Raw genomic sequence first — 25705 nt, 5'->3', positions numbered from 1 at the left:
ACAAATAGCAATTGCAGGCAAACAAATGGTAATGAAAAGTCAATTGCTGCGATAAACGACTAAACAGTGTGCTACAAGCACAACACTGCCGCCTAACTATGCAAACAAATAGCAAGTGCAGGCAAACAAATGGCACTGAAAAATCAATTGCTGCGATAAATTACCGTGAGCTCTTGCGGAATTTCAATACCTGCGGGCAGATAAGCAACGGTATTTTTGTGTTGTTGTATAAAGCGCAAAACAGCTTCAACATCACTGAGTTCTCGTGGTGGCCTATTTCTCCCGCTAAAGCGCATCTGCGCCCAATAAGATTGAATTCGAGCCTCAGTTAGCCCAACCACTTTAGTGTTAAACAGCACGCGGATTGGTGATTCTGGCGGCAACGCCACTGGCTCTAATTGTATTTTACTTACCCTACCCATAAACAAATTGCGCACCTCACGTTGCGTGAATGTCAAGTGTACGTCATCGGTGTTGGCGACAATGATCAAACTATAGGTACTGTTGTTCTGTGCACTAGCACTTGGCTGTATCAGCACGAAGATTGAAAAGAGAAGTAATATTCGCATTAAAATACCCACTCCACAGCCACTTGGTATAGGTTGGCACGGCGATCAAACTGGGCATTATCAGCAACATCAAAAAATGACCGTGCATCGCGATCGCCCACAAGTCGCGTAAATTCAACTTTAAATGCTAAATTGGCACGCATATTCCAGCGCGCACCTAAAGTGTATGAATCTAAGCTATCACTCGGTAAGCTATCGATAACTTGATCGTAACCCAAAGCGAGTTGGTCCAGTTGCGGCGCGATACCGCGCGGAATTTCATTCTGTGAAACCGCATATTCGGGAGCTGCACTTGCATAAGTCAGGTGCAGCTGAAATGGCAATAAGTTGATCCCTGCCGTCAGGTAATAACCATCAACGGAAGGCACGACAAGTAAATCGGCTTCAATTCTGAACCATTCGGCAGAAGCAAAGTAGTCGAGATCATCGTAGCGCACACCCACCTGATAGGAATTGGCACTGCCATCAAATCTCAGCGAGTCTGCACTTTGTTGAAATCCAGCTCGCTCCAAGACGACAGCCAAGTCTTCTAAACCGAGAAAATCGGCAAAGAACTCATTACTTTCCGCGTACGCAGCGCGAACCTGTAGGTTGTCGTGCTGCACTTGAAAGATCAGTCCAAGTATTTCGTCTACCTCAATATTCACTTCATCCCCACCAACGAAAACACTGTCGTCGTATGTCCCCCAGTAGGCTTCAATATCAATGTTAAGGTCGGCGAAGGTATTGCGGTGTGTAACACTCAGCCCATCAAAATTAGAAAACAAATAGCTACTGTAAAGCTGTTGCGGCGGGCTTATCCACGAGTAAGCAAAGCCGACATCTAATACATCACTATATTGCAAAAACGGCGTGCGCAATTTACCCGCCTTAATTCGCCAATACTGATCGGGTTCATAATTAAGATAAAGCCATTCAATACCCGATTTTCGCTCTTCGCTGCTATGTGCCAGTAATTGCGTGGCGACAGTGAGTGTGTCGGTTAAATGAATATCCGCTTGTAAACCCAGTAGTGATTGTTCAGATAGGCTTATATTGTCATCATAGCCCTCGAATGAAGCCGCTTCCTCATCCAAATAGCCCGCAACAATCCGAGCAAAGCCGGAAAATTCAACCCGTTCGTCCATAAAATCTCGCGCCAATACTGGCTGGTAAAGCACATTGGAAAAAACCAGTGCTAACAGTGTATTCGATAGGTTTTTGATTCTTTTTTTAAACAACATAATATCCTGGTTTTCATGTGTTAATACGGTTTCTTTATTGGTCGGTAATGGTGCCTTCAAGTTTATCCGCTTTGCTGGCAGCGCCAAGACTGGCGAGGCGCTCAGGCTTTCCGAACAAATACCCTTGCATGTAGTGACAACCGTTATCGCGCAAAAAATCAGCCTGCTGCTGAGTTTCAACGCCTTCAGCGCATAGGGTCAAACCAAGCTGCTTGGCCATTTCAATAATGGTTTTGGTGATCACACTGCTGCGTTTGTAAATGCCCACCTCGTCGACAAATTTTTTGTCGATTTTCAATGTATCTATTTTAATTTGAGTCAAATAGCCCAGTGAAGAATACCCAGTGCCAAAATCATCCAAGGCGATTTTGCACCCTAGCTCTCTCATCTGTTTGAAAAAGCTATTGGCAGTATCGAAATGTGTTAAGTAGGCCGACTCCGTTATTTCAAATTCAATGTTTTTAGGGTTTATGCGGTAGATCCTAAACATGCGGCTGATGTCGTCGGAAAGCTTGCTATCTTTAAGGTCAATGGCAGAAAGGTTAATGGCCACTCGGATGTCCTGCCCGTAGTTACGCAATAGTTGCGGTAAATCGCGGCAAGCCTGTTGAACAACCCATTGTGTAATTGCCTGTATTTTGCCACTTTGCTCAGCAATGGGGACAAACTCGGCAGGAGAAATTGCCCCTAGCTCCTCGCTTTGCCAACGTATTAACGCTTCAAAGCCCATTACTTGCTGATTCACGTCAACTTTTTTCTGATAATGCAACTGGAACTCATTGTTTTTCAGTGCCGGAACAATGGCATTCGCGACATTGATGCGTTTGAGGTTGGCACTGACCATATCGGCGTTAAAATGAGTAAACTGACTTTTCCCCTCACTTTTTGAGCGATACATCGCCAAATCAGCACACGACACCCAGTCTAAGGGCTGGTAATTAGCATCTGAAGCATAGGCAATACCGATACTGGCACTAATACTGACTTTCCATTGTTCAATATCAAACGTTTTGTCTAGGCCTGCAATAATTCGTTGCGCTATGGCTGACACAATTACTGGCTCAGGATCACCGTGCAACAAGACTAAAAACTCGTCCCCGCCAAGGCGCGATAGCGTGTCACCTTCGCGAATATAATGTTTGACATCGTTAGCGACGGCGATCAGCAGTTTGTCGCCAATGTCATGCCCAAAGGTATCGTTGACAGCTTTAAAACCGTCGAGATCAAAAAACAATAAACTGGGATTTCGGTTCTCTCGCTTGGCTTTTTTCAGTTCAATTTTAATGGTTTCAATAATAAACTGACGATTAGGCAGCCCAGTCAAGGCGTCAAAATTTGCTAAGTGCTCCATTTGCATCTGCTGTTGCTCTAACAGTTTTGTTTGCCTGCGATTTTTCTTCAACTCGTCACTAATTGTCCCCATTAGCTCGTTGATACTGACTGTCAGATCAGACACTTCCGACTTGCCGCTAATACGGGCTGATTGACTGTAATCACCGGAAGCCTTGACCTCTTGAGCAAACCTGCGCAGCGCCAACAGGGGCTCTAACAAACTATTTTGAATAATCAGCAGTACCACAATGACCAATATCGAAATAATCAAGGCAAATGGAAAAATAGAAAGCAACAATTGATTCTGGCTCTGCTTTAATGGCCCAGACAAATCACTCACCACAATTAAATAACCAAGTGGCAGCCGCTTGTCGCCTATTTGCTTTATTGCGTAAACGTTATCGCCAAGTTTGCCCGTACCAAACGGGAAGTTTAAGAGTTGTTGTGCTCGTTCTAACGAAAAACTGGGTTCATCGGAGCCTGCAGAAGAAGCCTTATTCGCATCGCCAAAGTATGGCTGTAATAGCTGATATTCCTTGTCATAAACGCCAGCAAATTTAATTTCTGTGTATTGCTCAAGACGCAATAATTGCGACGAGACGGCAAATAAATCTGATTCGTCAACCAGGTTTGGGATCAGATCACTGGCCAAGTTTTCAGAAAGTGCGTCTAGGTGCTTTATCGCCGAATCGGCATAAAGTGACTTGTAAGCAAGGATGGAAAAATATAGTACACAAGTACTCACAATAAAGATTGCCAGTACCGCCGTCCCTGTGATTGAAGTTCTAAGGCTATTAAACAACTAGATCCCTGTGATTGAAGTTCTAAAGCGATTAACCAACTAGGTTTATAATTAGAGCTAAAGCACTAGCTTATACCAATTAGTACATTAACAAAAGATACATTCTATTAACACTTAATTACACTTTTTAAAGGCATGACTCGCTCTAAAGCATTCGCAGTTCTGCACTTCATCGATTAAGCTTTTCCTGTGTAAACCTTGCTACGTGTTAGCTGGGATATGCTGCGTTTATGCATGTAATTAGCACCAATAGCAGTGACAACGACAATAACAGTAGGCACGGTATTTATGCGCTACCTCACTTTAACATTGACTTTTCTTCTCACCCTTGCCACTTCGCTAGCCGCTATAGCAGCGCTCTCTGGTACTTTAGTTGTGGTCAACAAGCGGGGCGATAATATGAGCTTTATCGACCTAGGTAGTCGCCAAGTTGTTGCAACCAGAGCAACCGGCAAGGGCCCGCACGAAGTGGCGGTCACTAAAGATGGTAAATGGGCGGTTGTCACCGATTATGTGGGGGGTAATAGCTTGTCGGTATTTGATATTGTGCAAGCGAAAAAGGTGCGCACTATCGATCTAAGCCAATACCCTTGGCCACACGGCATTTTGTTTTTAGCTGATCAAAAACGGGTTGCAGTTTCTGCCGAAGGTGCCGATGCGGTAGTCATTGCCAATATCTTTAGCGGCGAGATCACCCAAGCGCTCAATACCGAGCAAAAAGGCTCGCATATGGTGGCACTAACAGGTCGCACCGACAAAGTGTACACCACCAATATGCAATCCAATTCAGTGTCTGAGCTGTCTATTGATGAAGGTAAGTTACTCAGACAAATTTCCATGCCTGAAACACCAGAGGCGATTGCGATTAGCGCTAATGGCGACGAGCTTTGGGTTGGTAGCAACAAAGCAGGTTTAGTCACTGTGTTTAACACGGCAACCGGCGAACAGCTCAAACAGTGGCGTGATTACACCTTTCCCTACCGCATCTTACTGAGCCAAGATGAAAAATACGCTGTTATCCCAGACTTTCGTCAAAACACCTTAGACATTATTGAAAATGCGACAAAAAAGCGCCTAAAACGCATCCAGTTTCCAGAAAAAACAACGCCGAATGGCGTGATTTTCGCCCCTGATCAGCGCACCTTGTTTATGTCAGCCTATGATCAAAATAAAGTATTCGTTATTGACGTTCCCAGCGGTAAAGTGAAGTTTGAACTGCCCGCTGGTGATGGCCCAGACGGCATTGGTTACTCGCCGTTTACACTAGGCCAGTAACTTATTTAATCAATAAAACATAGTGCTTCGAAATTTAACATTTAGTAATACTTTATTTCGTCAGTCGAGCTTAAAACGCGTTACTCTGTGAGTTTATTTGCCTGACAACAGGGATGAACCATGGCTCGACTTCCAGTTTGGCTAACACTTACACTGCTACTCAGTAGCTTACTTATTGAAAACAAGGCACTCGCGGATCACCGAGCACCTGCTGATGCCCGCCAGCAAAGCCCTTCTCAGGTAGAGCAAGCCATAAAGCGCGCTGTACTCGACTATATTGAGTCACAAATTCAGGTTAAGCCTGAGTTAATGGCAAGAGGGCTAGATAAAGCGTTAGCAAAGCGCACCTATTGGCGAGATAAAGCGGGAAATGAAAAAATTGTCGAAACCAGCCATGATTTTATGGTTGAACTCGCCAACTGGTATAACAAGAAAGGCGATAAATTCTCAGCAAATCCACGCATTGAAATTGATATTTACGACATTGATCAACGAGTGGCCTCTGTTAAGCTAACTGTTGATAAGTGGATTGATTACATGCACCTGTATCAAAACGATCAAGGTCAATGGAAAGTGCTTAACGTGCTTTGGCAATACCACGACACGAATAAACACCAGAGCAAGGCTCGCCAATAACGCTCACAGTTTCAAAAACTAGCACAAAAGAAAGCATGAAAAAATGCCATGCAAAAAAGCAGGAAAAAATCGTAAAGTCAAAGAGATAAAGCGCTGAGAGCTAGCAAAGGCAGAGAGAAAAAATAAAAAAGCCCAGCTAAATAGCTGGGCACAAACGCCCCGTCGGGGTGACTGATGTAGACGCTCAGCGCACCCGATAACGCCATCATAACCACTTCAAACAAACATTTTATTGACTTATATCAAATTATTTTTATAATTTTCAGAAATTACTGAAAATTCAGAAACAGTTAAAATTGCAAACTAATACTGATTAGCCTGAGTAAGCAGACGTTAACAGACTGACAGTAAGTGGTGATGGCCTAGTCGTTCTTGACAATGAATAGCAAAGAAATAGACAAGGCCAAGTGTTAAAGCAGTGCACATAGCAGCGGAGTATCAAGCAATGAAAGTATCCCCCATGACCCAATCGTTAATCCTTCACTTTGGTGAAATGGGTTCAAAATGGGGCCTTAACCGCACGCTTGGTCAAATGTACGCACTGATTGTACTAACTCAAGAACCACTGAACGCCGACCAAATAAGTGAGTGCTTACAAATTTCACGCTCTAACGTTTCTATGGGATTAAAAGAATTAAAATCGTGGAACTTGATCAAGCTCCAGCATATTCCCGGCGATAGAAAAGAATATTTCTCTGCCCCTAGTGATGTTTGGGAGATCGCGCGGACACTGGTGGTCGAACGCCGCAAGCGCGAGTTAGACCCCACGCTTTCCATGATGCGCGATGCTTTATTGCAATCGCCAAGTAATGAAGCAGATCGCTACGTACAACAGCGCGTGCAGGAAATGCACGACCTGATGGAAATGGTTACTTTATGGTCAAACGAGCTCCAAGGGATGTCATCGGAAAAACTCGCCGCCTTGTTAAAACTGGGCGAAGGCGTTGGCAAGCTGCTGGATATGAAAGACAAACTGCTACCCAACAAGAAAGCTTAAAGCCCGAATTGTAACCAGCTTCGCCATTCAACGCACAACGCAGTAACCCCTTTGGCCATGAGCGATAGACGCTTAGCAGTGATGTAGAAAAGTTTTTTATTTAGTCGTGCGCCTAAGGAGGTGCTTATGATTTCTTTTGCTCCACTCGCCTTTATGGAACTGGCTTCTGACACTGGCTTGATGCTGTCTCGCATCCAATTTGCCGCCAATATCAGTTTTCATATCTTGTTTCCCACCATCAACATCGCCTTGTGTTGGATACTCGTGTTTTTTAAGTGGCGTTATAACCGCACACAAGACGATGCTTGGCTGCGAGTCTATCGCTTTTGGGTACGAATATTCGCCCTGACCTTCGCCATTGGGGTCGTCAGTGGCATTACCATGTCGTTCCAGTTTGGTACCAATTGGCCGGGCTACATGGAGAAAGTCGGCAATATCGCTGGCCCATTGTTGGGTTATGAGGTGATGACAGCATTCTTTTTAGAAGCTTCATTCTTATCCATCATGCTTTTTGGCATGGATAGAGTCTCAAATCGTGTGCACACCATTGCCACGGTGCTCGTCGCTGTTGGCACTAGCTTGTCGGCCTTCTGGATTTTAGTGCTCAACTCTTGGATGCAAACCCCCGCTGGTTTTGAAATGATCGACGGTGTTGCCCATGTGACGAGTTGGTACGAGGTCGTGTTTAATCCCTCCATGCCCTACCGCCTTGGCCACATGCTACTTGCCTCTGCGCTAACCGCTGCCTTTCTTATTGCCGGTATCTCAGCGTATCGTTTACTCAAAGGCGATAAAAAATCATCGGTCAAATATGCGCTTAATTTCTCCGTGGTGCTGGCAGCTATCCTGATGCCATTGCAGGCTTTTGTCGGTGATTTGCACGGTCTAAACACCTTTGACCATCAGCCAGCGAAAGTTGCCGCAATGGAAGGCGTATGGCAAACCGAGCGCGGTGCGCCACTCTTGTTATTCGCGGTGCCTGACGAAGCAATGCGCACCAATCATTTTGAAGTGGCAATTCCCAATTTGGCGAGCCTTATCCTTACCCATGAGCTTGACGGTGAAATTCGTGGCCTCGATGAATTTAAAGGTGAGCACCCGCCAGTCGCTCCAGTGTTTTACAGCTTCCGATTGATGATTGGTATTGGCCTGTTGATGCTGGCCATGTCATGGCTAGCAAGCTATCAGTTTACGCTGAAAAAGCGCTACCCTACTTGGCTACTTAAAGCGACTGTTGCCATGACCTTTTCTGGCTGGGTAGCCACGCTGGCAGGCTGGTACGTCACCGAAATTGGCCGCCAACCCTATTTAGTATCAGGCGTGCTTACCACCAAGGAAGCTGCCACAGGTATCGCCCCTGAAAATATCGCCTTGTCGCTGACCTTGTATTTGCTGGTTTATGGCTTCTTACTGGTAGCCTATATCAAAACCTTGTTTGTGATGGCTGATCGCGCCGTTAAGCTTGAAGCGGCAAACCCTAAATTGGCCGATATGCAGCAAGCAGACGCGCCAAGCGAAGCGTCAAGTAAAACACTAAGCACGCCCGCAAGTGCGCAGTAATTCACTTAGCAATAGTTCACCTAATTTAAGTATCAAGAAGTCGTTAAGGAGTCTGTCATGGAAAGCTCAACGTTAAACTGGTTACCTATGGTGTTTATCGCACTGATGGGCTTATCGTTTTTAGTGTACGCCATTTTAGATGGTTATGATTTAGGGGTCGGTGTGTTACTACCAACCGATAAAGCGCCGGCAAACCAAGCCGCGCGCGATAAAATGATCTACTCCATTGGCCCGTTTTGGGATGCCAATGAAACTTGGCTCGTACTTGCCATTGGCTTGATGCTGATAGCCTTCCCCAAAGCCCATTCAATTGTGCTGCAAGCGCTTTATTTACCGACTGCGCTTATGCTGTTTGGCTTAATTTTGCGCGGTGTTTCCTTTGATTTTCGCACTAAAGCACCGAGTAAAGACAAACATAAATGGGATTTAGCCTTTAAGGCTGGCTCATTGATCGCCACCCTTTGCCAAGGCTATATGCTAGGTCGATACGTCACGGCCTTTGACACGAGTACAGCCGCAACGTTATTCGCATTGTTATCAGCCATTTGCGTTACTGCAGGCTATTGCTATGTCGGCGCGGCGTGGCTTGTAATGAAAACCGAAGGTGAATTGCAAAAACGTTCGGCAAAATGGGCAATTTGGTCGAATCGCTTTATGGCATTAGGAATTATTGCAGTTTGTATAGCAAACCTATCAATCGATCCCGTCATCGCTGATAAATGGCTGGGCTTTCCGCAAGTTTTTGTGTTGATCCCCTTAGTGATGCTGTTTGGCTTTATGTTTGTCACCGTTGAGCTCTACCTGCGCAAAGTCCCTATAGCGGACGATCTGGGCTGCTGGTACCCCTTTGTGTGTGCAATTATTATTTTTACTTTGTGCTTCTGTGGTTTAGCGTACAGCTTTTACCCGTATATCGTGCCCAACCAACTCACCATTTTTGAAGCCGCCAGTGCGCCAGCATCACTGCTGGTGATTTTCTGGGGGGCAGTGATTGTATTGCCGGTGATTATTGGCTACACGATTTTTGCGTATAAAGTGTTTTGGGGTAAAACCAGTCAGTTAAATTACTAGTGGTTGCGACAAAGCTAACTTAACTAACAGTTACAGGTAAAATTATCAGGGGGGAGCACTATGCTCCCCGACATGCTCATCTGCTAATAGCATTCACTGGCAAGCATTTCTCGCGTGAGATCGGTTTTGTTTTCACCAATGGCTTTCATTCCCGTTACAGGTCTTGCATATCCGCATAACCATGAAATTGGACTAATCGGACTACCCTCCACCACTGCTGGGCGAAAGGTAAGCACTTTACCTGCCAGTGGCTTAGGCACTTTGTTACCCATGGTAATATGAAAAGCGCCATTTTCGACAACGACACTGGTGATTTTGTTTGAAATCAATTTGTCAGCTGAAGGCAAGCCAGCTTGGTCATTGTCCTTGGGGAAGGCTAAATGCTCGCCGTAATAATCCGTTACCGCTTGTCGAATTGTGCCAGCGTAGCCGTATGCTTCAACAACATGAGCTTTGATTGTGTAAACATGGTACTGAGGCAAGGCAACAGCTGCCAAAATACCAATAATCGATACCACAATCATTAATTCAATTAGCGTAAAACCGCGAACGTTTCTCATTGTATTACCTCGCCGAGTTTAAAAATGGGGTCATATATCTGCACAATATAAAAACCAATACCAAGCACAACTGCGCCATACAGCAACTGATGTGCACGATTCGCATAGTCATGGAGAGTCAGTGTCAGTTGCTGTGCGTGATACTCAAATAACAGGGCAAGTTCAGCTGATTCATCATGGCGTAATTGGGCGAGTTCATTTAGTTGTGCGTCAAATTTATCAGTCGTTTCGGCTCGCCGCCCTTGCACAGACGGCGTGGCAATAATCTGCTGCAATTTACTCGCCGTAGCGAGTATTCGTTTAGGCAACAAAAGTATCGCGATGCGATTGGGTGAGTTAACCACTGCGCGATCTATATTTTTGATTTGGTGTTTAAGTGCTATCGACATCACTAAAGTGCTCAAGGCGACAATTAATCCGGCAACCCATGCAGACGGCAGTAATTCAAATGAATCACTTTTTAGCGCTGGATACTGTGCGGCTAAATCAGCAAAAACGGGAAATACATAGACTTGATAAAGTGTGATGAATGCCGCAAAGAAAATAGAAATGGAGGCTAAATAACTTAACTTAGCGACGAGATCCTTAGCAGCACCAGATAAAGCTAGACACCCAGCAAAATCTATCGAAGCATATAAATTAAGTGTTCGCTGCGCATCTTTGATACTCGATAAATGAAAAACTTTATCAAGCAGGCTTTGTTGAATACCGGAAAGCGACTGTTCGCCATAAAGCTTTGCTAGGCTTGAACATTCAAGAGATTGTTTTGCTTGTTGTAAGGTCGAGCCTTGGTTGAGAAGGTTTAGGTAATATCGACAATTAAAATTAAACTGCGCCCAGCTCATACATTCCTTGCAATAAGTAGACTTCCTTTGACGTTGACCTTAGCGTAAATGTTGTTGTTTAACAATTGTTCAGTGATTTATTTAACGACACAAAAAAGTGAGGGCTAGCCCTCACTTGCTAACTTTAAGATTTAATTAAACGTTAACTACATTGCGTAGTTAATGCCAATATATGCCGCGCGATCTTGCGTATTGTAATTAACCGCCGTCTCATAGTTTTCGTTAAACAAGTTAGTAATGCGCGATTCAACCGTAAGGTTTGGCGTAACTGGGTAGCTGGCACTTAGGTTAACCAAGTGGTAGCTGTCGAGTTTTACGCGTCCAACACCAAACACATTATCTTCACGCTCACCGCGATATTGGTATTCAACGTACAGTGATAAATGCCCAATGTTAGTGTCGAACTGGTAGCTAAATTGATCTTTCGCGCGGCGAATTAGCTGCTCGTTTGTTGCTTTGTCTTCAGCGTCAACATAACCCGCATTGATTTGATGCTGACCACCAAAACCTTGGTACTTGGCAGTAAATTCAACGCCCAACATTTCGGCTTCATTTACATTCGTCGGCTGGTAGAAGAAGTTTGCATCGGGTAACCAAACAATTAAGTTATCAACATCCGTTTGGTAAAAGTTAAACGCCATATCGACATCGGCATAATTCGTTTCAAACACTAGCTCAATGGTATCTGAGGTTTCCGACTGCAGATCAGGGTTACCTGACGAAAACTGGCTCGCAGGAAAGTATAAGTCATTAAAACTTGGCGCTTTAAAGCCACTGCCTGCGTTTAGTGCAATGCGCGTCTCATCATTAATTTGATAACCAATACCTGCGTTATAAGTGGTTTCCGAATCCACATTTTCAACATCGTCGTGACGAATCGCCGCTTCAACCGTTAGCTGGTTTTTACTGTACAAACTGTGGGCGTAAACAGCAGTAACATCGCGCTCGTCTTTAGCAAAGTCGGTGGTGCTATTAAGCTGCTCGTTGTAATAATCAACACCTAGATTAAACTGTAAAAACGGGAAGACTTGTGCGTGATTGACCAGCGAGAATTGATCGCGGCGGGTTTCAAACACTGTGGTAAATACGTCTGTACCGTCAAGGTAATTTTCAGAATAATCGCGGTTTTGACCAAGCGATACGGTTGTGTGATTTTGCACATGACCGATAATTTGGCTGTAAGTGCCGCGTACTAACCACGCATGGTTACGCGTTTCTGCTTCATTAGCACCGCCAAAGGCGTTGTCGTATTCGTTGTCACCTTGATCGGCACGCGCTAACCAGTCAATCGCCAATTGATGATTGACTTGTTGCTGACCTTTAATCGCCACCGAGTCATACTCATAGCCATCGTTATCCTCTTCGGCTGTTTTTAACACGTCAAAGCCATCGCTTTTCTCGCGATTAACGGTAATGCTGGTATGGCCTTTACCCATTCCGTTACCTAAGTCATGGGCGATGCCAGCACCGGCTTTATATTGGCGATAATCGTCAGCACCCACCGTCACCCCCGCAATATATTCACTGCCTTCGAGCTGACGGGTGAAAATTTGAATCACACCACCGATAGCATCTGAACCCCAAATGGCCGCACGAGGGCCTTTAATAATCTCGATACGATCAATCAATTCAGGGGCAATAATTTGCGTATTGGTTGAGCCCAAGCTAGCAGAGCTGACTCGAATGCCATCAATTAATACAAGCACTTGATTAGAGTTAGTACCGCGCAAAAATAACGAAGATAGTTGGCCACGGCCACCTTGATTGGTAAAATCGATACCGGCAACTGTCGCTAACACATCATTCAATGATTTTGGCTGAATACGCGCTATATCTTCGTGTGTGATCACCACAACGCTAGCAAGCGCAGTGTCAATGTTAACCGGAGAGCGGCTGCCCGTTACGGTAATAATTTCTTCATCAGCAGGTGCTTGCGCGTAAACGTTAGCGTTTAACGATAGTGCAGCGCCAACGGCAACTGCGAGTTTAGATAAGTGTTTTATGTTCATATTTCCTCAATTATCGATGCCCACCGCATCAAATACTGCATGTGTTTTAATTAAAATGTTGGTTGAGTTATTCAGGTAATCGGGCTTTATGACTCAGAGCTCTTATTTAACCATTAAGTGCGGTCATATTACCGTTGCGGGGGCAGCGCTGAACTTTCATCAGCTTCCCCTAAATAACTCACGTTGCCAATAACGCTGGCTAGACGGCGTTAACTTGCTAGCGCCAACTTTTTTTCTAGAGCTAGCTTCCTAGCGTTAACGAAATTTCTTTATCAGCAATGTGCTTGCTAGATGTTGATGCTATTCACGAAAGCTATCCAATTGCTGACACATATCGGCTAAACCCGTCAACATATTGCTGCTAAAGCGATGCATGACATCACCTTGGGTGTGAATAATCTGTTGTTTCTTTACTGCCGGAATTTGCGGCCACTGTTGCCAGCCGGCATCAGGTTGTTTGCTACCAGCGGCACTACTGGCATCTGGAATAACAATCACTTCTGGCATAGCAACAAGGACATTTTCAATGCTCACCTGTGGTGTTTTGGTCGGTGCATTCGCAAACACATTGGTTGCATTGCAGCTGGTGATCAATTGATTAATCCAGCTTGCTTGATTAATGGTCATCAGCGGCGCTGACCACAGTTGATAAAACACCGACAGCGCTTGCTTACCTTGATACTGGGCTTCAATGTGATGGAGCTTAGCCATAAATTGCTCCGCTCTATGCTGAGCAATGTGTGTCTGCCCTGTTAGCTCCCCTAGCATCACGAGTTCTTTTGCGACATCTTCCAGTGCTTTCGGGTCACTGAGCCGCACATTCAGGCCAAGTGAGCGCATTTTTGCTAAGTCTTGCGCCTGATTGCCACCTTGCCAGAACAACACCAGATCCGGTTGGTAGCTGAGTAGTTTTTCCATACTCACACCAGCGTGATTGCCGATCCGCGGGATCGCTTTGGCCGCTGCTGGATGATTCGCATATTCAACCGTCGCCACAATGCGATCACCTGCGCCAATCTCAAACAGCATTTCCACGATATGTGGTGCCAGAGCGACAATGCGCTGAGCTGGCTTTGCTGCTGTGAAAGTATCAGCGGATGTTACCTCAACCGACCGGTTATTATCACTTTGTGCAAGCGCTTGTTGGCCGATAACCAGTGGCATCAAAGCCAATAAGCAAAGCAACTGATGCATTACCGATTTTGATAGGTTTAATTGTGCTAATGATTGCATTGCAAGCTGGCCTTATGAGTCAAATTAGTAGTCAAAACCTAGTTGCGCCTTGATACCTGCATCAAAGGCATGTTTAACGTTTTTCACTTCGCTCACGGTATCAGCCAGCTCCACTAATTTGCGATGGGCAGCGCGCCCTGTGACGACAACAAACTGGTGTTTAGGGCGATTTGCCAAGCACTCAATCACTTCATCCACAGGTAAATAGTCATAGCTGAGCATATAAGTCAGCTCGTCAAGTAAGACGATGTCTAGCTCAGAGTTAGCGAGCATGGCTTTTGCGCCTTGCCAAGCTTTCTGTGCGGCAGCGATATCCGACTCACGATTTTGTGTTTCCCAGGTAAAGCCGGTTGCCATCACCACAAAAGGGACATCAAATTTTTCAAGTAAATTGCGCTCACCACAATCCCAAGTGCCTTTAATAAACTGCACAACGCCCGCCCTTAAACCATGACCAACCGCACGCGTTACTGTGCCAAAACCCGCTGTAGTTTTACCTTTGCCATTGCCCGTAATCACTTGCAAAATGCCGCGCTCTTCTTGCGCCGCAGAAATGCGCTCGTCGACTTTTTCTTTAAGTCGCTGTTGGCGCTGCTGGTGGTTATCCGAGCGATTTGTCGATTTATCTTGGTCACTTATTGCCATGACGATAAAACTCCTGTGTTATGTCTAATAATCTGTCGATATCTAAATGCTGTTCACAGACCGCAGCCAAGCGTTCAAGCTCTTGTTCACGGTGAAGGTCTAAATCGAGTGCGGGCACTGCCAGCTGCGGCTTGACCCAATGTAAAATGGCTTGCGTAGGCGCGGCTTTATCAAATAGGCCGTGCAAGTAAGTACCAATCACTTGGCCATCGTCAGTAACAAAGCCATCACTAACTTCCTGCCCTTGCACATTGCGGTATTTGGCAAGTGGCCTGTGTAACGCCTTACCTTGGCTGATCCCACAATGAATTTCATAACCTTGGATCAAAATAGGATCGTCGCTGCTTTCAAATGCTTTGTCTTTAAGCGCTGGCTGAGATTCAAGCAATAGCTCAGCAGTAACTTTTACCAAGGCTTTTTCTTCGCTTAGTTCAGTTTCAAAATCAGCAATGCCTAATGTTTTTTGCTCAGCAACGGACGATTCAATACCACAGGGATCGCAAATTTTATTGCCGAGCATTTGCAAGCCGCCGCAAATGCCCAACACTTTGCCGCCATAACGTAAATGCTGCTTGATCTGCTCGCTCCAACCTTGCGATTCAATAAATTGATAGTCACCAATCACGTTTTTCGAGCCGGGCAGAATGATCAAATCACAGCTTGGAATCACTTGCCCTACTCGCACGTATTCAAGGTTAACCCCTGGGTTTAAGCGCAAGCTGTCAAAATCCGTATGATTGGAAATATGTGGTACTAACAGCACCACGATATTAATTTGTGTGGTTTGCGGTGCTTTGACATTGGCAAGCGCTAGCGCGTCTTCCGCATCCAGTGCTAAGTCGTGCAGATAAGGTAAAACCCCCAACACAGGTTTTCCGGTTTCTTGTTCAAGCCAATCAAGCCCAGATTGCAGCAAACCAATATCACCGCGAAAACGATTAATCACAAAACCTTTGACTCGCGCCTGCTCACTTGGCGATAACAACGCGAGCGTGCCAACTAAATGGGCAAATACGCCGCCTTTGTCGATATCCGCAATAATAATAACGGGACAATCTACCGCTTCGGCAAAGCCCATATTGGCGATATCACCCGCGCGCAAATTTATCTCGGCAGGACTGCCCGCCCCTTCCACCAACAAATAGTGATAATGATGACTGAGGCGTTGGTACGAGGTCAGTACGGCATCCATCGCCACTTTTTTATAGTCTTGATAGGCTGCCGCCTCCATATTATTAATCGCCCTGCCGTGCACAATAACCTGTGCGCCAGTATCTGAGTTGGGCTTGAGTAAAATGGGATTAAAGTCCACTTGGGCAGGGACTTTGGCGGCAATCGCTTGTAGCGCTTGAGCGCGACCAATTTCACCAACGTCACCGCTGTCCCCTATTGCCGCAACCGCGCTATTAAGTGCCATATTCTGCGGTTTAAATGGGGCAATGCTGAGCGCGCGATTCGCTAATGCCCGGCATAAGCCAGCCAAAAGCGTGCTTTTACCAGCGTCTGACGTAGTACCTTGCACCATTATCGTTTGCATAGACAGGGGTTGCATTGAAGTAGAATTCACTTCGTTCACCTAGGACTGACCTTGGCGGCGAAAACGCACCACCATTAGTGATAAGAAAAAGCCACTGCCCAACAAGCCGGTGATAATGCCAAGCGGTAATTCCTGATGCGACAGCAAGGTACGGGCAATCACATCAACCCACACCATAAACAGGCCGCCCAGCAGGCAAACCGCTATCGGATGCAGTAACTGCGCCTGTGAAATAAACAAGCGAACAAGATGGGGGATCATCAAACCGACAAAGCCAATTCCCCCGCAAACAGCAACCAGGCTGGCAGTTAGTAGCGAGCTCAGTAGCAGCATGGCTAAACGAAACTTGGCAACATTAACCCCTAGGGTGATTGCGCTCTCGTCGCCGAGCAATAATGCGGCCAGTTGACGGCGAAACAACAATACAACGGCAAGTGTGCATAACAGTAAGACAAATGGTAGCAATAGCTGTAACCACTGCGCACGCGCAAAGCTGCCCATCGTCCAAAAGATTACCGCACTGATCGCTTGCGGGTCGCTAAAGTACAAGGTCACACTGGTGATTGCACTAAACAAGAAGGATAAAGCAACACCCGCCAGCAACATAGACTCCACCTGCCGACCAATGGCAGAGCCTGCCACGGCTAATAAAATCGCAATGGCGACCAAGGAGCCAACAAAGGCTGCAACGGACAAACTCAGTTGATTGAACAGGGAAAGAAACCACGCATCACCACTGACAAGGGCAGAGCCAGCAAAGGTCATAAACAGTACTACGCCGACGGTTGCCCCTGATGATATGCCAAATAAATACGGGTCGGCGAGCGGATTGCGGGTCACGGTTTGCAACATTAAGCCAGCGAGGGCCAAGCCGCCACCCGCAATAAAGGCCAATAGTGTGCGCGGCATCCGCAGCTGCCAGACGATCTGCTCTGCCAGCGCGGTACTGGAGATATCACGATCATTTGCCAATACATGATGCGCACCTTTGTCAATCACTGACTGAAAAGCTTGTGTCATACTAATATCGGCCGCGCCAAATGAAAGCGCAGCAACCAGTGAAAAGATTGATAAAGCCAGAAGCCCAGCAAACCACCACAGTGCGCTATGTGGGTTTGTCATCTTTGTTCGCCTTGGTCATTACCCTGTGGGCGTGTGCTTTGTGTTGGTGCTTGTTCCGGTACATCTGTTTTAGGCGCACTTTTTTCAGGCAGTTCTTGTTCAGGAAAATACTGATAGGTGATCAATGGCTTGCCATGCTCTGGGTGAGTTTGCAGCTGAGCAGTAACCCCAAAAACTTGAGCCAATAAAGTTTGGCTCAGTATGTCGCTCGGTTTGCCATCGGCCACTAATTCGCCATTGCTGAGCACTAGTAAACGATCACACATCGCGCTAGCCAGATTGAGATCGTGAAACGAAGCGAGCACTGTGATACCCAATGACTTGGCTAAATTGATAATTTGAATTTGGTATTTCACATCAAGATGACTGGTGGGTTCATCCATGATCAACAGCGACGGCTGCTGCACAATAGCGCGCGCGATTAACACGCGCTGCTTTTCACCACCAGAGAGTGAATCAAAACCCTGCGTGGCCTTGTCCAGCATTGCTACCTGCGCCAGCGCATTTTCTACGTGTTGTTTTTCTGCTTTGCTAGTGCGATGCCAAACAGAAGTACGCGGTAATAACCCTAATTCAACAACATCACTGACCGACAAATTAAAAAAGCTGGGCGATTCTTGCAGTACCACCGCCACTTGCTGGGCATAAGCCTGTTGGCTGTAACTTTCAAGCGCTCGACCTTGGTAGTGCACCTGCCCAGCGGTCGGGCTGTGATAGCGATAAAGGCAACGCAACAAGCTGGATTTACCCGAGCCATTGGGGCCAAGTAAGCCAACAAACTCACCACTTTGAAGCGCAAAATTAATACGCCGTAATATCGCTTTGCCGCCCGATTGCCAGCCCAACTCGGTGACGTGAAGCTGAGCGCAGGCAACCTGAGAACTAGCGGCTTGATTGTTGGCTGCTTGATAAGTGGAATCTTGTGGTACTCGCTGCATCGCCTTGCCAGTGTTAAAAACTATCTAATGAGTCGTATTAAATGTCGGCAAAATTGCACAGCAAAGCCCGGCCAGTATGACCGCAATGACAATGCCCGAGTAACCCGCTCGACTTGTTAAAATGAGATGGTAAATACTGGTATCCTGACTTACAGCATCTCGACCTAAGCCTTCCCAAGCTGGCAATATCGTTAAATATGCGGGGCTCAGTGGCTTGCCATTAATTCGCAATTTACTATAAACAAATCGCATTAATGACAGATAGGCTGCTCTGTTAACAGTTGCGGGTACAGTTGAGGATTTTCACCTCATTCCCAAGTACTTACCTTGACGAGCAATTATCAAGGTTAGTGCTAAAAAAGCAAGTATAACTGGCGATAACTTATACCGTGCGAGCATTTTGACTAAGGTGTTGACCACATTAAAGGCTCGATATCTATTAATTACAATTTATCAATGGTTAAGCGTTCAGCAATTCGTTAAAATCCGCGCAATTTTTTTGTTAATACTTTGTTACACCTATGTCTGTAAGTGAAAATTACTTAAAAAAAGAGCTGTATTCTTTGGTACGAGAAGACGAGAATATTTTTGAATTTTTACAGTCAGGCGCCACAGATGGCATGTGGTATTGGGATTTAGAGCAACCCGAAAATGAGTGGATGAACCCTCAATTCTGGACCGAGCTTGGCTATGATCCCGCCGAGAAGTCGCATCGTGCAGATGAATGGCAAGGTATTATCAATCAGGACGATTTACAGCTGGCACTGGAAAACTTTCAAAAACATTGTGATAACCCTGATCACCCTTACGACCAAGAGGTAAGATATCGCCATAAAGATGGCTCCACGGTTTGGATCCGTTGTCGCGGTATCGTTATTCGCAATAGCGACAACCAGCCCTATCGCATGCTTGGTGCACACAGCAATATAACGGCACTGAAAGAGAGTGAAGCACAGCATCGGAAAAGCCTTAAACAGCTAGATCATGCTTATGCCTCAATCAAATTAGCACTGGAAGAAAGTGAACGTTTATTTGAAATGGCACCGGACGCCAATTTAAAACTGGATATCCGTGGCAATATTCTTAAAGCCAATCAGCAGGCAGAAGAGCTATTTAACTGCCCACGCACTCAGCTGGAACAGCTTAGCGTTTTCAGTTTAGTGCCACTTGCTAAACTAGAAAAATACCAGCAGGCATTCAAAAAATATTTCGACCCTTGCTATGCAAAGGACAGGGTATTTAAAAAATCACTGGCCATTATTGACTACGCTGGCCTGCCGTTAACCATTGAAGTAACGCTTAACCTGATCCCGACAAGAACAGGTAAAATTGCCCTTGCGACTATACGTGATGTTTCAGAAAAAGAAGCCCTTATTCAATCGCTGCAACACCAGCTGGAAGAGAACAGAAAGCTGCACGCATTAGCGTTGTCAGATCCCCTGACGAAAATTTTCAATAAGCGTCATTTTAACAATATGATGCTAGAAGAGCACAATAAGGCGGTTCGTCATCAGCAATGCCTATCGTTAATCCTCTTCGATATCGATCATTTTAAAACAGTCAATGACACTTATGGTCATGATGTTGGCGACAAGGTATTAACGCAACTGACAGAGCTGATTAGAGGGCTTGTTCGCGAGGAAGACACCTTTGCCCGCATTGGCGGCGAAGAGTTTGCCATTATTACACCATTCACCAACTCAGATGCGGCATTAACCATCGCCGAACGCATTGTTGAAGAGTGCGCTAAACATCAATTTGTGATTAATGATCAGCAACTATTGAACATCACGGTTAGTGTTGGCACCACGACCTTGAACAATACCGATAAAACTTGGCCACCATTGTTTGAGCGCGCTGACAAAGCACTATACCAAGCCAAGCGTTTAGGGCGTAATCAAGCGCAACTTAGTACACTGTTTTAAACTAAGTTTTTAAGCTAACGTTTTAATTTAACCCTGCTAGCGCCAATACTCGCGCAGCTGCTTACCGCGCGTTTATTGTGACTGGTTTTAAAGCTAGGTGATGTAAAATTACTTAGTAATATTTGGGTTAGCTCGCATTTGCTAAGTATACTGGCGCTGCCTGCACTTGAGACAATTTCAGTTTTAGCTGTTCTGGATTATCAACAGCAAGCCAGAGCTTGTTAACGGACTCAGGCATTTGCCCCATCATCGCCATATAGGTTTGCGGTTGGCTAAACACCAGCTCGATATTGGCCGTTGTTCCCTTGTCTTTTTGCGGATAATGATTCTTGCCAAGTAACAACTGATCTTTATCATCCGCTTGGTGAAAAACACCTAGATTGATCGCAGCCAGCGCCTTGGTATCGACCACCATAAAACTCCACATACCAAGGTTGATCACTAGCTGTTGATCCAGCAAGTAAATGGAATGATGGCGAGCCACGCGATAATTCGCTGTACACAAAATCACACTATAAAAACACAAGCTGGCCACAATAATGGCGACTAACTCACTCCAATCCACCAATAGTGAATAACTGCCGCTGCCAATGGCAATACATGCTGAAAGTAATAACAACAAATGCCAGCTTTGAGCAGAGTTTACTTGCAACTGAGCTAGCGCTTTTGCGTGATTTCGCGAAAACTTGGGAATGGCGTAGTACCAACTGGCTGGCTCACCCGCCAACATAACCCCAAGCGCGAGCTTTTTATCGTCATCCTTATGCTGATTAAACGCATGAACGCGTGGATCGCCACTGAGTTTTCTTGCTTGCCATAAGCCTTTTACTATGGTCACCATCAAATACACTTCAATGATCAGCAATACCGCGATAATTGGATAGCGAAGGTAGGTAATAAACTCAAAGTACTCGGCAATATTAGTAGGAAAGCTATAGCGAGCACACAAGGCGCTGAGCGAAAATACAATCAGCATTTTCCATGGCTTTTGCTGACCCGCTTTAATCACCCAGAACCAATACAGCACAGGTAAAAACACGAAGTAGCCAGCCACTGCAAGTAATAGCGGCGACATGGCAACTAGGTTTTCAATCGTTAGTGCAGGGCTGAATGCTAACTGCTCTGGCAATAGCTGAAAACCAGCGGTAAATACCACCAAAGCCGTCAATAAGAATTGCAGTCTTTTTCTAACAGGCGTGCGCATCGCTTCTTCCTTGAATTGTTATTGTTAAACTTTTGGCGTTACTCTTTACAATGAAAAATAAAGTCATGAAGAATACAGCCACAAAGAGTACAGTCATCTCGCCGCGCAATTTATTACACTCTCGGCAGTAATTTACGAAAATTATTGAAACCACCACACAACTGGATATTTAAACAGTACCAAGTTACACTCGGTTTATATCCCATTAATCATTCAATCTGTGCCATTCGATGAAGCTGTATATTGCTGAAAAACCTAGCCTTGCCAGAGCTATTGCCGACGTACTGCCCAAACCGCAAAAGAAGCAGCAAGGCTATATTCAAGTGGGTAATGGCGATATCGTGACTTGGTGTATTGGCCATATTTTGGAGCAAGCGGAACCCGAGGCTTATGGCGAGCACTACAAAAAGTGGCAACTCGAGCACCTGCCCATTATTCCCGAAAGCTGGCAACTTAAACCCAAGTACAAAACTAAAAGCCAGCTAACCGTGATCCGCAACTGGCTCAAAAAAGCCGATGAAGTCGTGCACGCTGGCGATCCCGATCGCGAAGGGCAGTTATTAGTCGATGAAGTACTTAATTACCTCAAACTGTCCAAAACAAAAACCGCACAAGTAAAACGCCTACTGATCAGTGATTTAAACCCTGCGGCCGTAAAAAAAGCACTTTCACAACTCAAATCTAATCAAGCCTTTATGCCACTTTCTGTTTCTGCACTGGCGCGCAGTCGTGCTGACTGGCTGTATGGTATTAATCTCACTCGGGCACTAACGATTCAGGGAGGTAAAGCGGGTTATCAAGGAGTCTTGTCGGTCGGCAGAGTACAAACGCCAGTACTTGGTTTAGTGGTGAATCGCGACCGCGAAATCGCCAACTTTGTTAGCAAACCCTTTTATGAAGTAGAAGCGGAGTTGACACCTGATAGCACTGCCATTTCTCCCTGTATTATGACGAAATGGCAACCCAGTGAGGCTTGTCAGCCCTATCAAGATGAAGACGGGCGCGTGGTAGTGAAAGCCTTAGCCGAAAATGTTGTTGCCCGTATCACAGGCCAAGAAGCCCTGGTCAGCGAGTTAAAAAAGCAGGACAAACAACAAAATGCGCCACTGCCTTATAACTTGTCTGCCCTGCAAATTGATGCCGCCAAACGCTACGCGATGAACGCTAAACTGGTGCTTGATGTTTGTCAGGCGCTTTATGAAAAGCACAAATTGATCACCTACCCAAGATCAGATTGTCGCTACCTACCCACAGAACACTTTAGCGACGCGCCGCAAATTTTATCCATGCTCAAAGACAGCCAACTACCACTGGCGAAGCAGTTAGGCGATGCCGATCCCAAGCGCAAAAGTCGCGCTTGGCAAGACAGTAAAGTGGGCGCTCATCATGCCATTATTCCTACCACCAAATCGCCAACCAAGCTCAATTTAAACAACTTTGAGAAGAATATTTATCAGCTGATTTGCCGACAATATGCTGCACAGTTTTTTCCGACTTATTGTTACCAGCAACTTAAAGCGAGTTTTTTAATTGCCGGCGGCTTATTTCAATCAAGTGCGACTATTGTTTCGCAATTAGGTTGGAAGTCTTTGTTTGGGGGAGAGAAAAATACCAACTCAGAAGACGGTCAGCAAAGCGCCAGCCCTGCCCTTGCTCAGCTCCTATCGCAGCTAACCCAAGGACAAACACTGTACTGCCAGCAAGGCCATTTGCGAGAGAAGCAAACCGAGCCGCCTAAACATTTTACCGATGCCAGCTTACTTGCCGCAATGACGGGGATTGCCCGTTTTGTCACCGATAAATCCCTTAAAGCCATCCTCAAAGAAACCGATGGTTTAGGCACAGAAGCGACCCGTGCGGGCATTATTGATTTATTGTTTAAACGCGGGTTTTTAGCCCGTCAAGGCAAACAAATTCATGCGACCGATACCGGCAAAGGACTCATTGATGCCTTGCCCATCGACTGCACTCAACCCGATATGACGGCGCGCTGGGAGTCGTCACTCAATCAAATTGCTGATAAAGCCTGTAGTTATGGGCAATTTATGCAGCCCATTGAAGGCTCATTGCACAATTTGATTAATCTGCTTAGCCAGCAATTGCCCAGTTCATTACAAGGACTGAAAAGCCCACAAAAGCCCGCTTACAAAAAGCGTAGAAAAACATCACCTACCAAGCGCAAATCGAGCACAACTAAAAAGTAACAGACTCAATAGCATCAGGTGCTTGATTAAGCATTGTCAGCTTAGTTCGAAGATGACGGGCCCTTAACATGGCTCGCGATGCAATGAGCTACTTAGACCACTTTTTGCGTCGAATACATAACGCGACCAACGACAGTGCAAATAAACTCAAGATACTTGGTGTCGGGATCGTTGCTACTTCGCGAACTAACCATGTCCCTACAGTGGCATTAGCAAATTGCGCAGTATTGGTGGCATTAAATGAGAGAATATCGGTCACGTTATCATTGAATTGAAAACTGGTTTGCCCATCCAAAACAAATGGAGATCTAAACTTACCACGATTACCTACAGCAGTATTTGTATATCCGCGCGTTTCACCTATGTTGGGCAAATTGGGGTTTACGTCATTAATAGTGGCACCGCTATCTTCCGATGCCTCATGCACAGTGTCACCAAAGGCGAGAATAAACTGCTCAGTGAGATCACTTGCGCCATTTCCTATCGTTACTTGCTCATTACCCACTAAAGTGAGACCAAAAAACGTTCCAAATAAGCCGGTAAGATCTGCACTCGCCACTGTTGACCAACCATTACTCAGATCAGGGGCAAGATTTAACACATCATTCAACGCCCCAGTGTTCGTGATCAATAGGCTAGTAGAATTGTTTAATCGTCCATCATCGTTCAAGTCGGCGACAAGGCTGTTATAGGAAATACCATTGGTAACAGACAGATCTAGCCACTCCCAGATACTGCCATCACTTCGATATTCAAGAACGGTTAGCCCGTTGTCTTCAAAATTATTGTCAACGCCGATCATCGCCGCTTGCGAGTTGACTGATAAGCTGGCGAGCAAAAGCGCGCCGACTAATGTTACTGATTTCCAAAAACTCATAAAAATTCCTTATTTACTAACCACATAAGATAACTACATCAAGTAGCTGCATCAAAAGCGCCAAATCACTTGCCTGTTTATCGACTCGCGTTGCCATCGACTATCTGTGCGAGTGCTGGGGCGTAAACCTCATCCGACGAATACAGGCTAACAACAAAATATGGAGGGAAAATGGAGATAAACTTGTTGATTTAAATTAAAAAATGCTTTCGAGAAGAAATGTTTATAAGAGGGAATGGCTGTGCCTTAATGGCTCAGCCATTAGCTTAACTCTGGCCTAATAGCTAACTGGAAAAGTGGCTATTAGGCCTATGGCTTAAAGGCTTAGTAACTTATAGGCATAGTAACTTATAGGCATAGTGACTAAGCCTATTGATGAACAGAGTTCACTTTCCACAACCGTATTGCCACCAAACCCAATGCCAAAATCGCAATAGAACTAGGCTCAGGTACTGGTGTTGGTGTCGCACTTATCACTTGAATACTATCAATGTTTAAGCCATTGCTTGAGCGATCAAAAATAGAGGCAGCGCGATGACCTGAGCGGACAAATAATTGATCAAAGCCGCCACCTTCAAAGCCCAACACACCTCGCTCTTTTTTGCCAATGTCGAGCGCACCTTCAAATACCACTTGACCGTCATTCCAAAGGCTGTAATGCACCGCCAGATTATTTAAGTTGGGGCCAAGAAAAAGAAACTCTAACGCAGTAAATTCAGCGCCGCTCGCCATAGTAATTTCGGTATAGCCATAATCTCCACCATTGGGATACCAAGAGCGTTCACCTTCTAAGCTAAAACCCAGTGCAATATCATTGCCCGGTTGAGCGAAAATTTGGCGCACTTGAATACCATCTTCTTCGTAATAGTTTTTACCGCTTTTAAAGGTATTACTAAAGCCTTCAAAGCCGTTAAAATGCGTTAGGTTTGACTCATCAATAAAATCAGTGGTGTTAACTATGAGCCCTGCATTCGCACCAAACGCCAATAAACAGGAAAATATAAAAACTAATTTAGTCATACGCTTACCCTTAATTTATGCGTTCTTATCTCGGTGAAGTAGTGCTACAACTTGGCACTAAATCGTCAGTTGTAGCAACCATATCAGTCAATTATGGAGAAAAAGTGGGTGACGACAGACT

21 protein-coding genes and 2 riboswitches are annotated in these 25705 nt (G+C 45.5%); of the genes, 7 read left to right on the top strand and 14 right to left on the bottom strand.

Annotated features, from left to right (window positions below; translation table 11 throughout):
- Positions 1–143 precede the first annotated feature (143 nt).
- Genes DXX93_RS02190 through DXX93_RS02180 form a run of 3 tightly spaced genes read right to left on the bottom strand, consistent with a single transcriptional unit; the run spans position 144 to position 3926 of the window.
- Complete coding sequence (locus tag DXX93_RS02190; protein WP_258872565.1) at positions 144–569, bottom strand: hypothetical protein; 426 nt, start codon at positions 567–569, stop codon at positions 144–146.
- Positions 569–1852 (bottom strand): hypothetical protein, encoded by a 1284-nt coding sequence (locus DXX93_RS02185; RefSeq protein WP_116006605.1) that lies wholly within the window; start codon positions 1850–1852, stop codon positions 569–571. The genes DXX93_RS02190 and DXX93_RS02185 overlap by 1 nt, the downstream gene beginning before the upstream one ends.
- On the bottom strand, positions 1827–3926 hold the full coding sequence (locus tag DXX93_RS02180) for a putative bifunctional diguanylate cyclase/phosphodiesterase (protein WP_116006604.1): 2100 nt from the start codon (positions 3924–3926) through the stop codon (positions 1827–1829). The genes DXX93_RS02185 and DXX93_RS02180 overlap by 26 nt, the downstream gene beginning before the upstream one ends.
- 255 nt (positions 3927–4181) lie before the next feature.
- On the opposite strand from DXX93_RS02180, the gene DXX93_RS02175 reads away from it, so the two are divergent.
- The 5 genes from DXX93_RS02175 (at position 4182) to DXX93_RS02155 (ending at position 9465) form a co-directional block, all read left to right on the top strand.
- Positions 4182–5201 (top strand): YncE family protein, encoded by a 1020-nt coding sequence (locus DXX93_RS02175; RefSeq protein ID WP_147302627.1) that lies wholly within the window; start codon positions 4182–4184, stop codon positions 5199–5201.
- A 120-nt stretch (positions 5202–5321) separates the two neighbouring features.
- Positions 5322–5837, top strand: a complete 516-nt coding sequence (locus DXX93_RS02170; protein WP_116006602.1) for a nuclear transport factor 2 family protein — start codon at positions 5322–5324, stop codon at positions 5835–5837.
- 418 nt (positions 5838–6255) lie between these two features.
- A complete protein-coding gene (locus DXX93_RS02165; protein WP_309545391.1) occupies positions 6256–6834 on the top strand; it encodes a GbsR/MarR family transcriptional regulator in 579 nt (192 codons plus the stop codon).
- A 126-nt stretch (positions 6835–6960) separates the two neighbouring features.
- On the top strand, positions 6961–8394 hold the full coding sequence (locus tag DXX93_RS02160) for a cytochrome ubiquinol oxidase subunit I (RefSeq protein WP_258872564.1): 1434 nt from the start codon (positions 6961–6963) through the stop codon (positions 8392–8394).
- Positions 8395–8451: 57 nt separating this feature from the next.
- Entirely contained in the window at positions 8452–9465 is a 1014-nt protein-coding gene (locus DXX93_RS02155) for a cytochrome d ubiquinol oxidase subunit II (protein ID WP_116006601.1), read from the top strand.
- 83 nt (positions 9466–9548) lie between these two features.
- Here the strand turns inward: DXX93_RS02155 and DXX93_RS02150 are convergent, their stop codons facing one another.
- The 8 genes from DXX93_RS02150 to DXX93_RS02115 form a co-directional block, all read right to left on the bottom strand.
- Positions 9549–10025 (bottom strand): pilin, encoded by a 477-nt coding sequence (locus tag DXX93_RS02150; RefSeq protein WP_116006600.1) that lies wholly within the window; start codon positions 10023–10025, stop codon positions 9549–9551.
- Positions 10022–10870, bottom strand: a complete 849-nt coding sequence (locus DXX93_RS02145) for a hypothetical protein (protein ID WP_116006599.1) — start codon at positions 10868–10870, stop codon at positions 10022–10024. Before DXX93_RS02145 ends, DXX93_RS02150 begins: the two co-directional genes overlap by 4 nt.
- A 146-nt stretch (positions 10871–11016) precedes the next feature.
- Positions 11017–12879, bottom strand: coding sequence for a TonB-dependent receptor domain-containing protein (locus tag DXX93_RS02140; protein ID WP_116006598.1), 1863 nt, complete (start codon positions 12877–12879; stop codon positions 11017–11019).
- A 61-nt stretch (positions 12880–12940) separates the two neighbouring features.
- Positions 12941–13076, bottom strand: a riboswitch (cobalamin riboswitch).
- Positions 13077–13179: 103 nt separating this feature from the next.
- Positions 13180–14112, bottom strand: a complete 933-nt coding sequence (locus tag DXX93_RS02135) for a cobalamin-binding protein (RefSeq protein ID WP_258872563.1) — start codon at positions 14110–14112, stop codon at positions 13180–13182.
- Between the two features lie 24 nt (positions 14113–14136).
- Entirely contained in the window at positions 14137–14757 is a 621-nt protein-coding gene (cobO, locus tag DXX93_RS02130) for a cob(I)yrinic acid a,c-diamide adenosyltransferase (RefSeq protein WP_116006597.1), read from the bottom strand.
- Positions 14744–16294, bottom strand: a complete 1551-nt coding sequence (locus tag DXX93_RS02125; RefSeq protein WP_116006596.1) for a cobyric acid synthase — start codon at positions 16292–16294, stop codon at positions 14744–14746. Before DXX93_RS02125 ends, cobO begins: the two co-directional genes overlap by 14 nt.
- Before the next feature lie 39 nt (positions 16295–16333).
- Positions 16334–17416, bottom strand: a complete 1083-nt coding sequence (locus tag DXX93_RS02120; protein WP_116006595.1) for a FecCD family ABC transporter permease — start codon at positions 17414–17416, stop codon at positions 16334–16336.
- Entirely contained in the window at positions 17413–18354 is a 942-nt protein-coding gene (locus tag DXX93_RS02115; RefSeq protein ID WP_116006594.1) for an ABC transporter ATP-binding protein, read from the bottom strand. The genes DXX93_RS02120 and DXX93_RS02115 overlap by 4 nt, the downstream gene beginning before the upstream one ends.
- A gap of 117 nt (positions 18355–18471) precedes the next feature.
- A riboswitch (cobalamin riboswitch) is annotated at positions 18472–18706 on the bottom strand.
- Between the two features lie 169 nt (positions 18707–18875).
- Between DXX93_RS02115 and DXX93_RS02110 the strand changes: the two genes are divergently transcribed.
- Positions 18876–20279: a GGDEF domain-containing protein gene (locus DXX93_RS02110; RefSeq protein WP_116006593.1), complete on the top strand. Its 1404-nt coding sequence runs from the start codon at positions 18876–18878 to the stop codon at positions 20277–20279.
- A 127-nt stretch (positions 20280–20406) separates the two neighbouring features.
- Here DXX93_RS02110 and DXX93_RS02105 read toward each other — a convergent pair whose 3' ends face one another.
- Positions 20407–21483 carry a hypothetical protein gene (locus DXX93_RS02105; protein ID WP_181902116.1) on the bottom strand — a complete coding sequence of 359 codons (1077 nt, stop codon included), beginning with the start codon at positions 21481–21483 and terminating at the stop codon, positions 20407–20409.
- A 230-nt stretch (positions 21484–21713) separates the two neighbouring features.
- Between DXX93_RS02105 and DXX93_RS02100 the strand changes: the two genes are divergently transcribed.
- Positions 21714–23687 carry a DNA topoisomerase III gene (locus DXX93_RS02100; protein ID WP_116006592.1) on the top strand — a complete coding sequence of 658 codons (1974 nt, stop codon included), beginning with the start codon at positions 21714–21716 and terminating at the stop codon, positions 23685–23687.
- A gap of 88 nt (positions 23688–23775) precedes the next feature.
- Here the strand turns inward: DXX93_RS02100 and DXX93_RS02095 are convergent, their stop codons facing one another.
- Positions 23776–24564: a hypothetical protein gene (locus tag DXX93_RS02095; RefSeq protein WP_116006591.1), complete on the bottom strand. Its 789-nt coding sequence runs from the start codon at positions 24562–24564 to the stop codon at positions 23776–23778.
- 369 nt (positions 24565–24933) lie between these two features.
- Complete coding sequence (locus DXX93_RS02090) at positions 24934–25584, bottom strand: PEP-CTERM sorting domain-containing protein (RefSeq protein ID WP_116006590.1); 651 nt, start codon at positions 25582–25584, stop codon at positions 24934–24936.
- Between the last annotated feature and the right edge of the window lie 121 nt (positions 25585–25705).

Origin of the sequence: Thalassotalea euphylliae (assembly GCF_003390335.1) — a bacterium.
GTDB classification, from domain to species: domain Bacteria; phylum Pseudomonadota; class Gammaproteobacteria; order Enterobacterales; family Alteromonadaceae; genus Thalassotalea_F; species Thalassotalea_F euphylliae_B.
Note: the sequence above shows the minus strand (reverse complement) of the source record. Positions and strands in the feature narration are given on the sequence as shown.

Coding starts and splice junctions, on each gene's coding strand:
- DXX93_RS02190 (WP_258872565.1), bottom strand. CDS start 569: ATGCGAATATTACTTCTCTTTTCAATCTTCGTGCTGATACAGCCAAGT.
- DXX93_RS02170 (WP_116006602.1), top strand. CDS start 5,322: ATGGCTCGACTTCCAGTTTGGCTAACACTTACACTGCTACTCAGTAGC.
- DXX93_RS02160 (WP_258872564.1), top strand. CDS start 6,961: ATGATTTCTTTTGCTCCACTCGCCTTTATGGAACTGGCTTCTGACACT.
- DXX93_RS02155 (WP_116006601.1), top strand. CDS start 8,452: ATGGAAAGCTCAACGTTAAACTGGTTACCTATGGTGTTTATCGCACTG.
- DXX93_RS02150 (WP_116006600.1), bottom strand. CDS start 10,025: ATGAGAAACGTTCGCGGTTTTACGCTAATTGAATTAATGATTGTGGTA.
- DXX93_RS02145 (WP_116006599.1), bottom strand. CDS start 10,870: ATGAGCTGGGCGCAGTTTAATTTTAATTGTCGATATTACCTAAACCTT.
- DXX93_RS02140 (WP_116006598.1), bottom strand. CDS start 12,879: ATGAACATAAAACACTTATCTAAACTCGCAGTTGCCGTTGGCGCTGCA.
- DXX93_RS02135 (WP_258872563.1), bottom strand. CDS start 14,112: ATGCAATCATTAGCACAATTAAACCTATCAAAATCGGTAATGCATCAG.
- cobO (WP_116006597.1), bottom strand. CDS start 14,757: ATGGCAATAAGTGACCAAGATAAATCGACAAATCGCTCGGATAACCAC.
- DXX93_RS02125 (WP_116006596.1), bottom strand. CDS start 16,294: ATGCAAACGATAATGGTGCAAGGTACTACGTCAGACGCTGGTAAAAGC.
- DXX93_RS02120 (WP_116006595.1), bottom strand. CDS start 17,416: ATGACAAACCCACATAGCGCACTGTGGTGGTTTGCTGGGCTTCTGGCT.
- DXX93_RS02115 (WP_116006594.1), bottom strand. CDS start 18,354: ATGCAGCGAGTACCACAAGATTCCACTTATCAAGCAGCCAACAATCAA.
- DXX93_RS02110 (WP_116006593.1), top strand. CDS start 18,876: ATGTCTGTAAGTGAAAATTACTTAAAAAAAGAGCTGTATTCTTTGGTA.
- DXX93_RS02105 (WP_181902116.1), bottom strand. CDS start 21,483: ATGCGCACGCCTGTTAGAAAAAGACTGCAATTCTTATTGACGGCTTTG.
- DXX93_RS02100 (WP_116006592.1), top strand. CDS start 21,714: ATGAAGCTGTATATTGCTGAAAAACCTAGCCTTGCCAGAGCTATTGCC.
- DXX93_RS02095 (WP_116006591.1), bottom strand. CDS start 24,564: ATGAGTTTTTGGAAATCAGTAACATTAGTCGGCGCGCTTTTGCTCGCC.
- DXX93_RS02090 (WP_116006590.1), bottom strand. CDS start 25,584: ATGACTAAATTAGTTTTTATATTTTCCTGTTTATTGGCGTTTGGTGCG.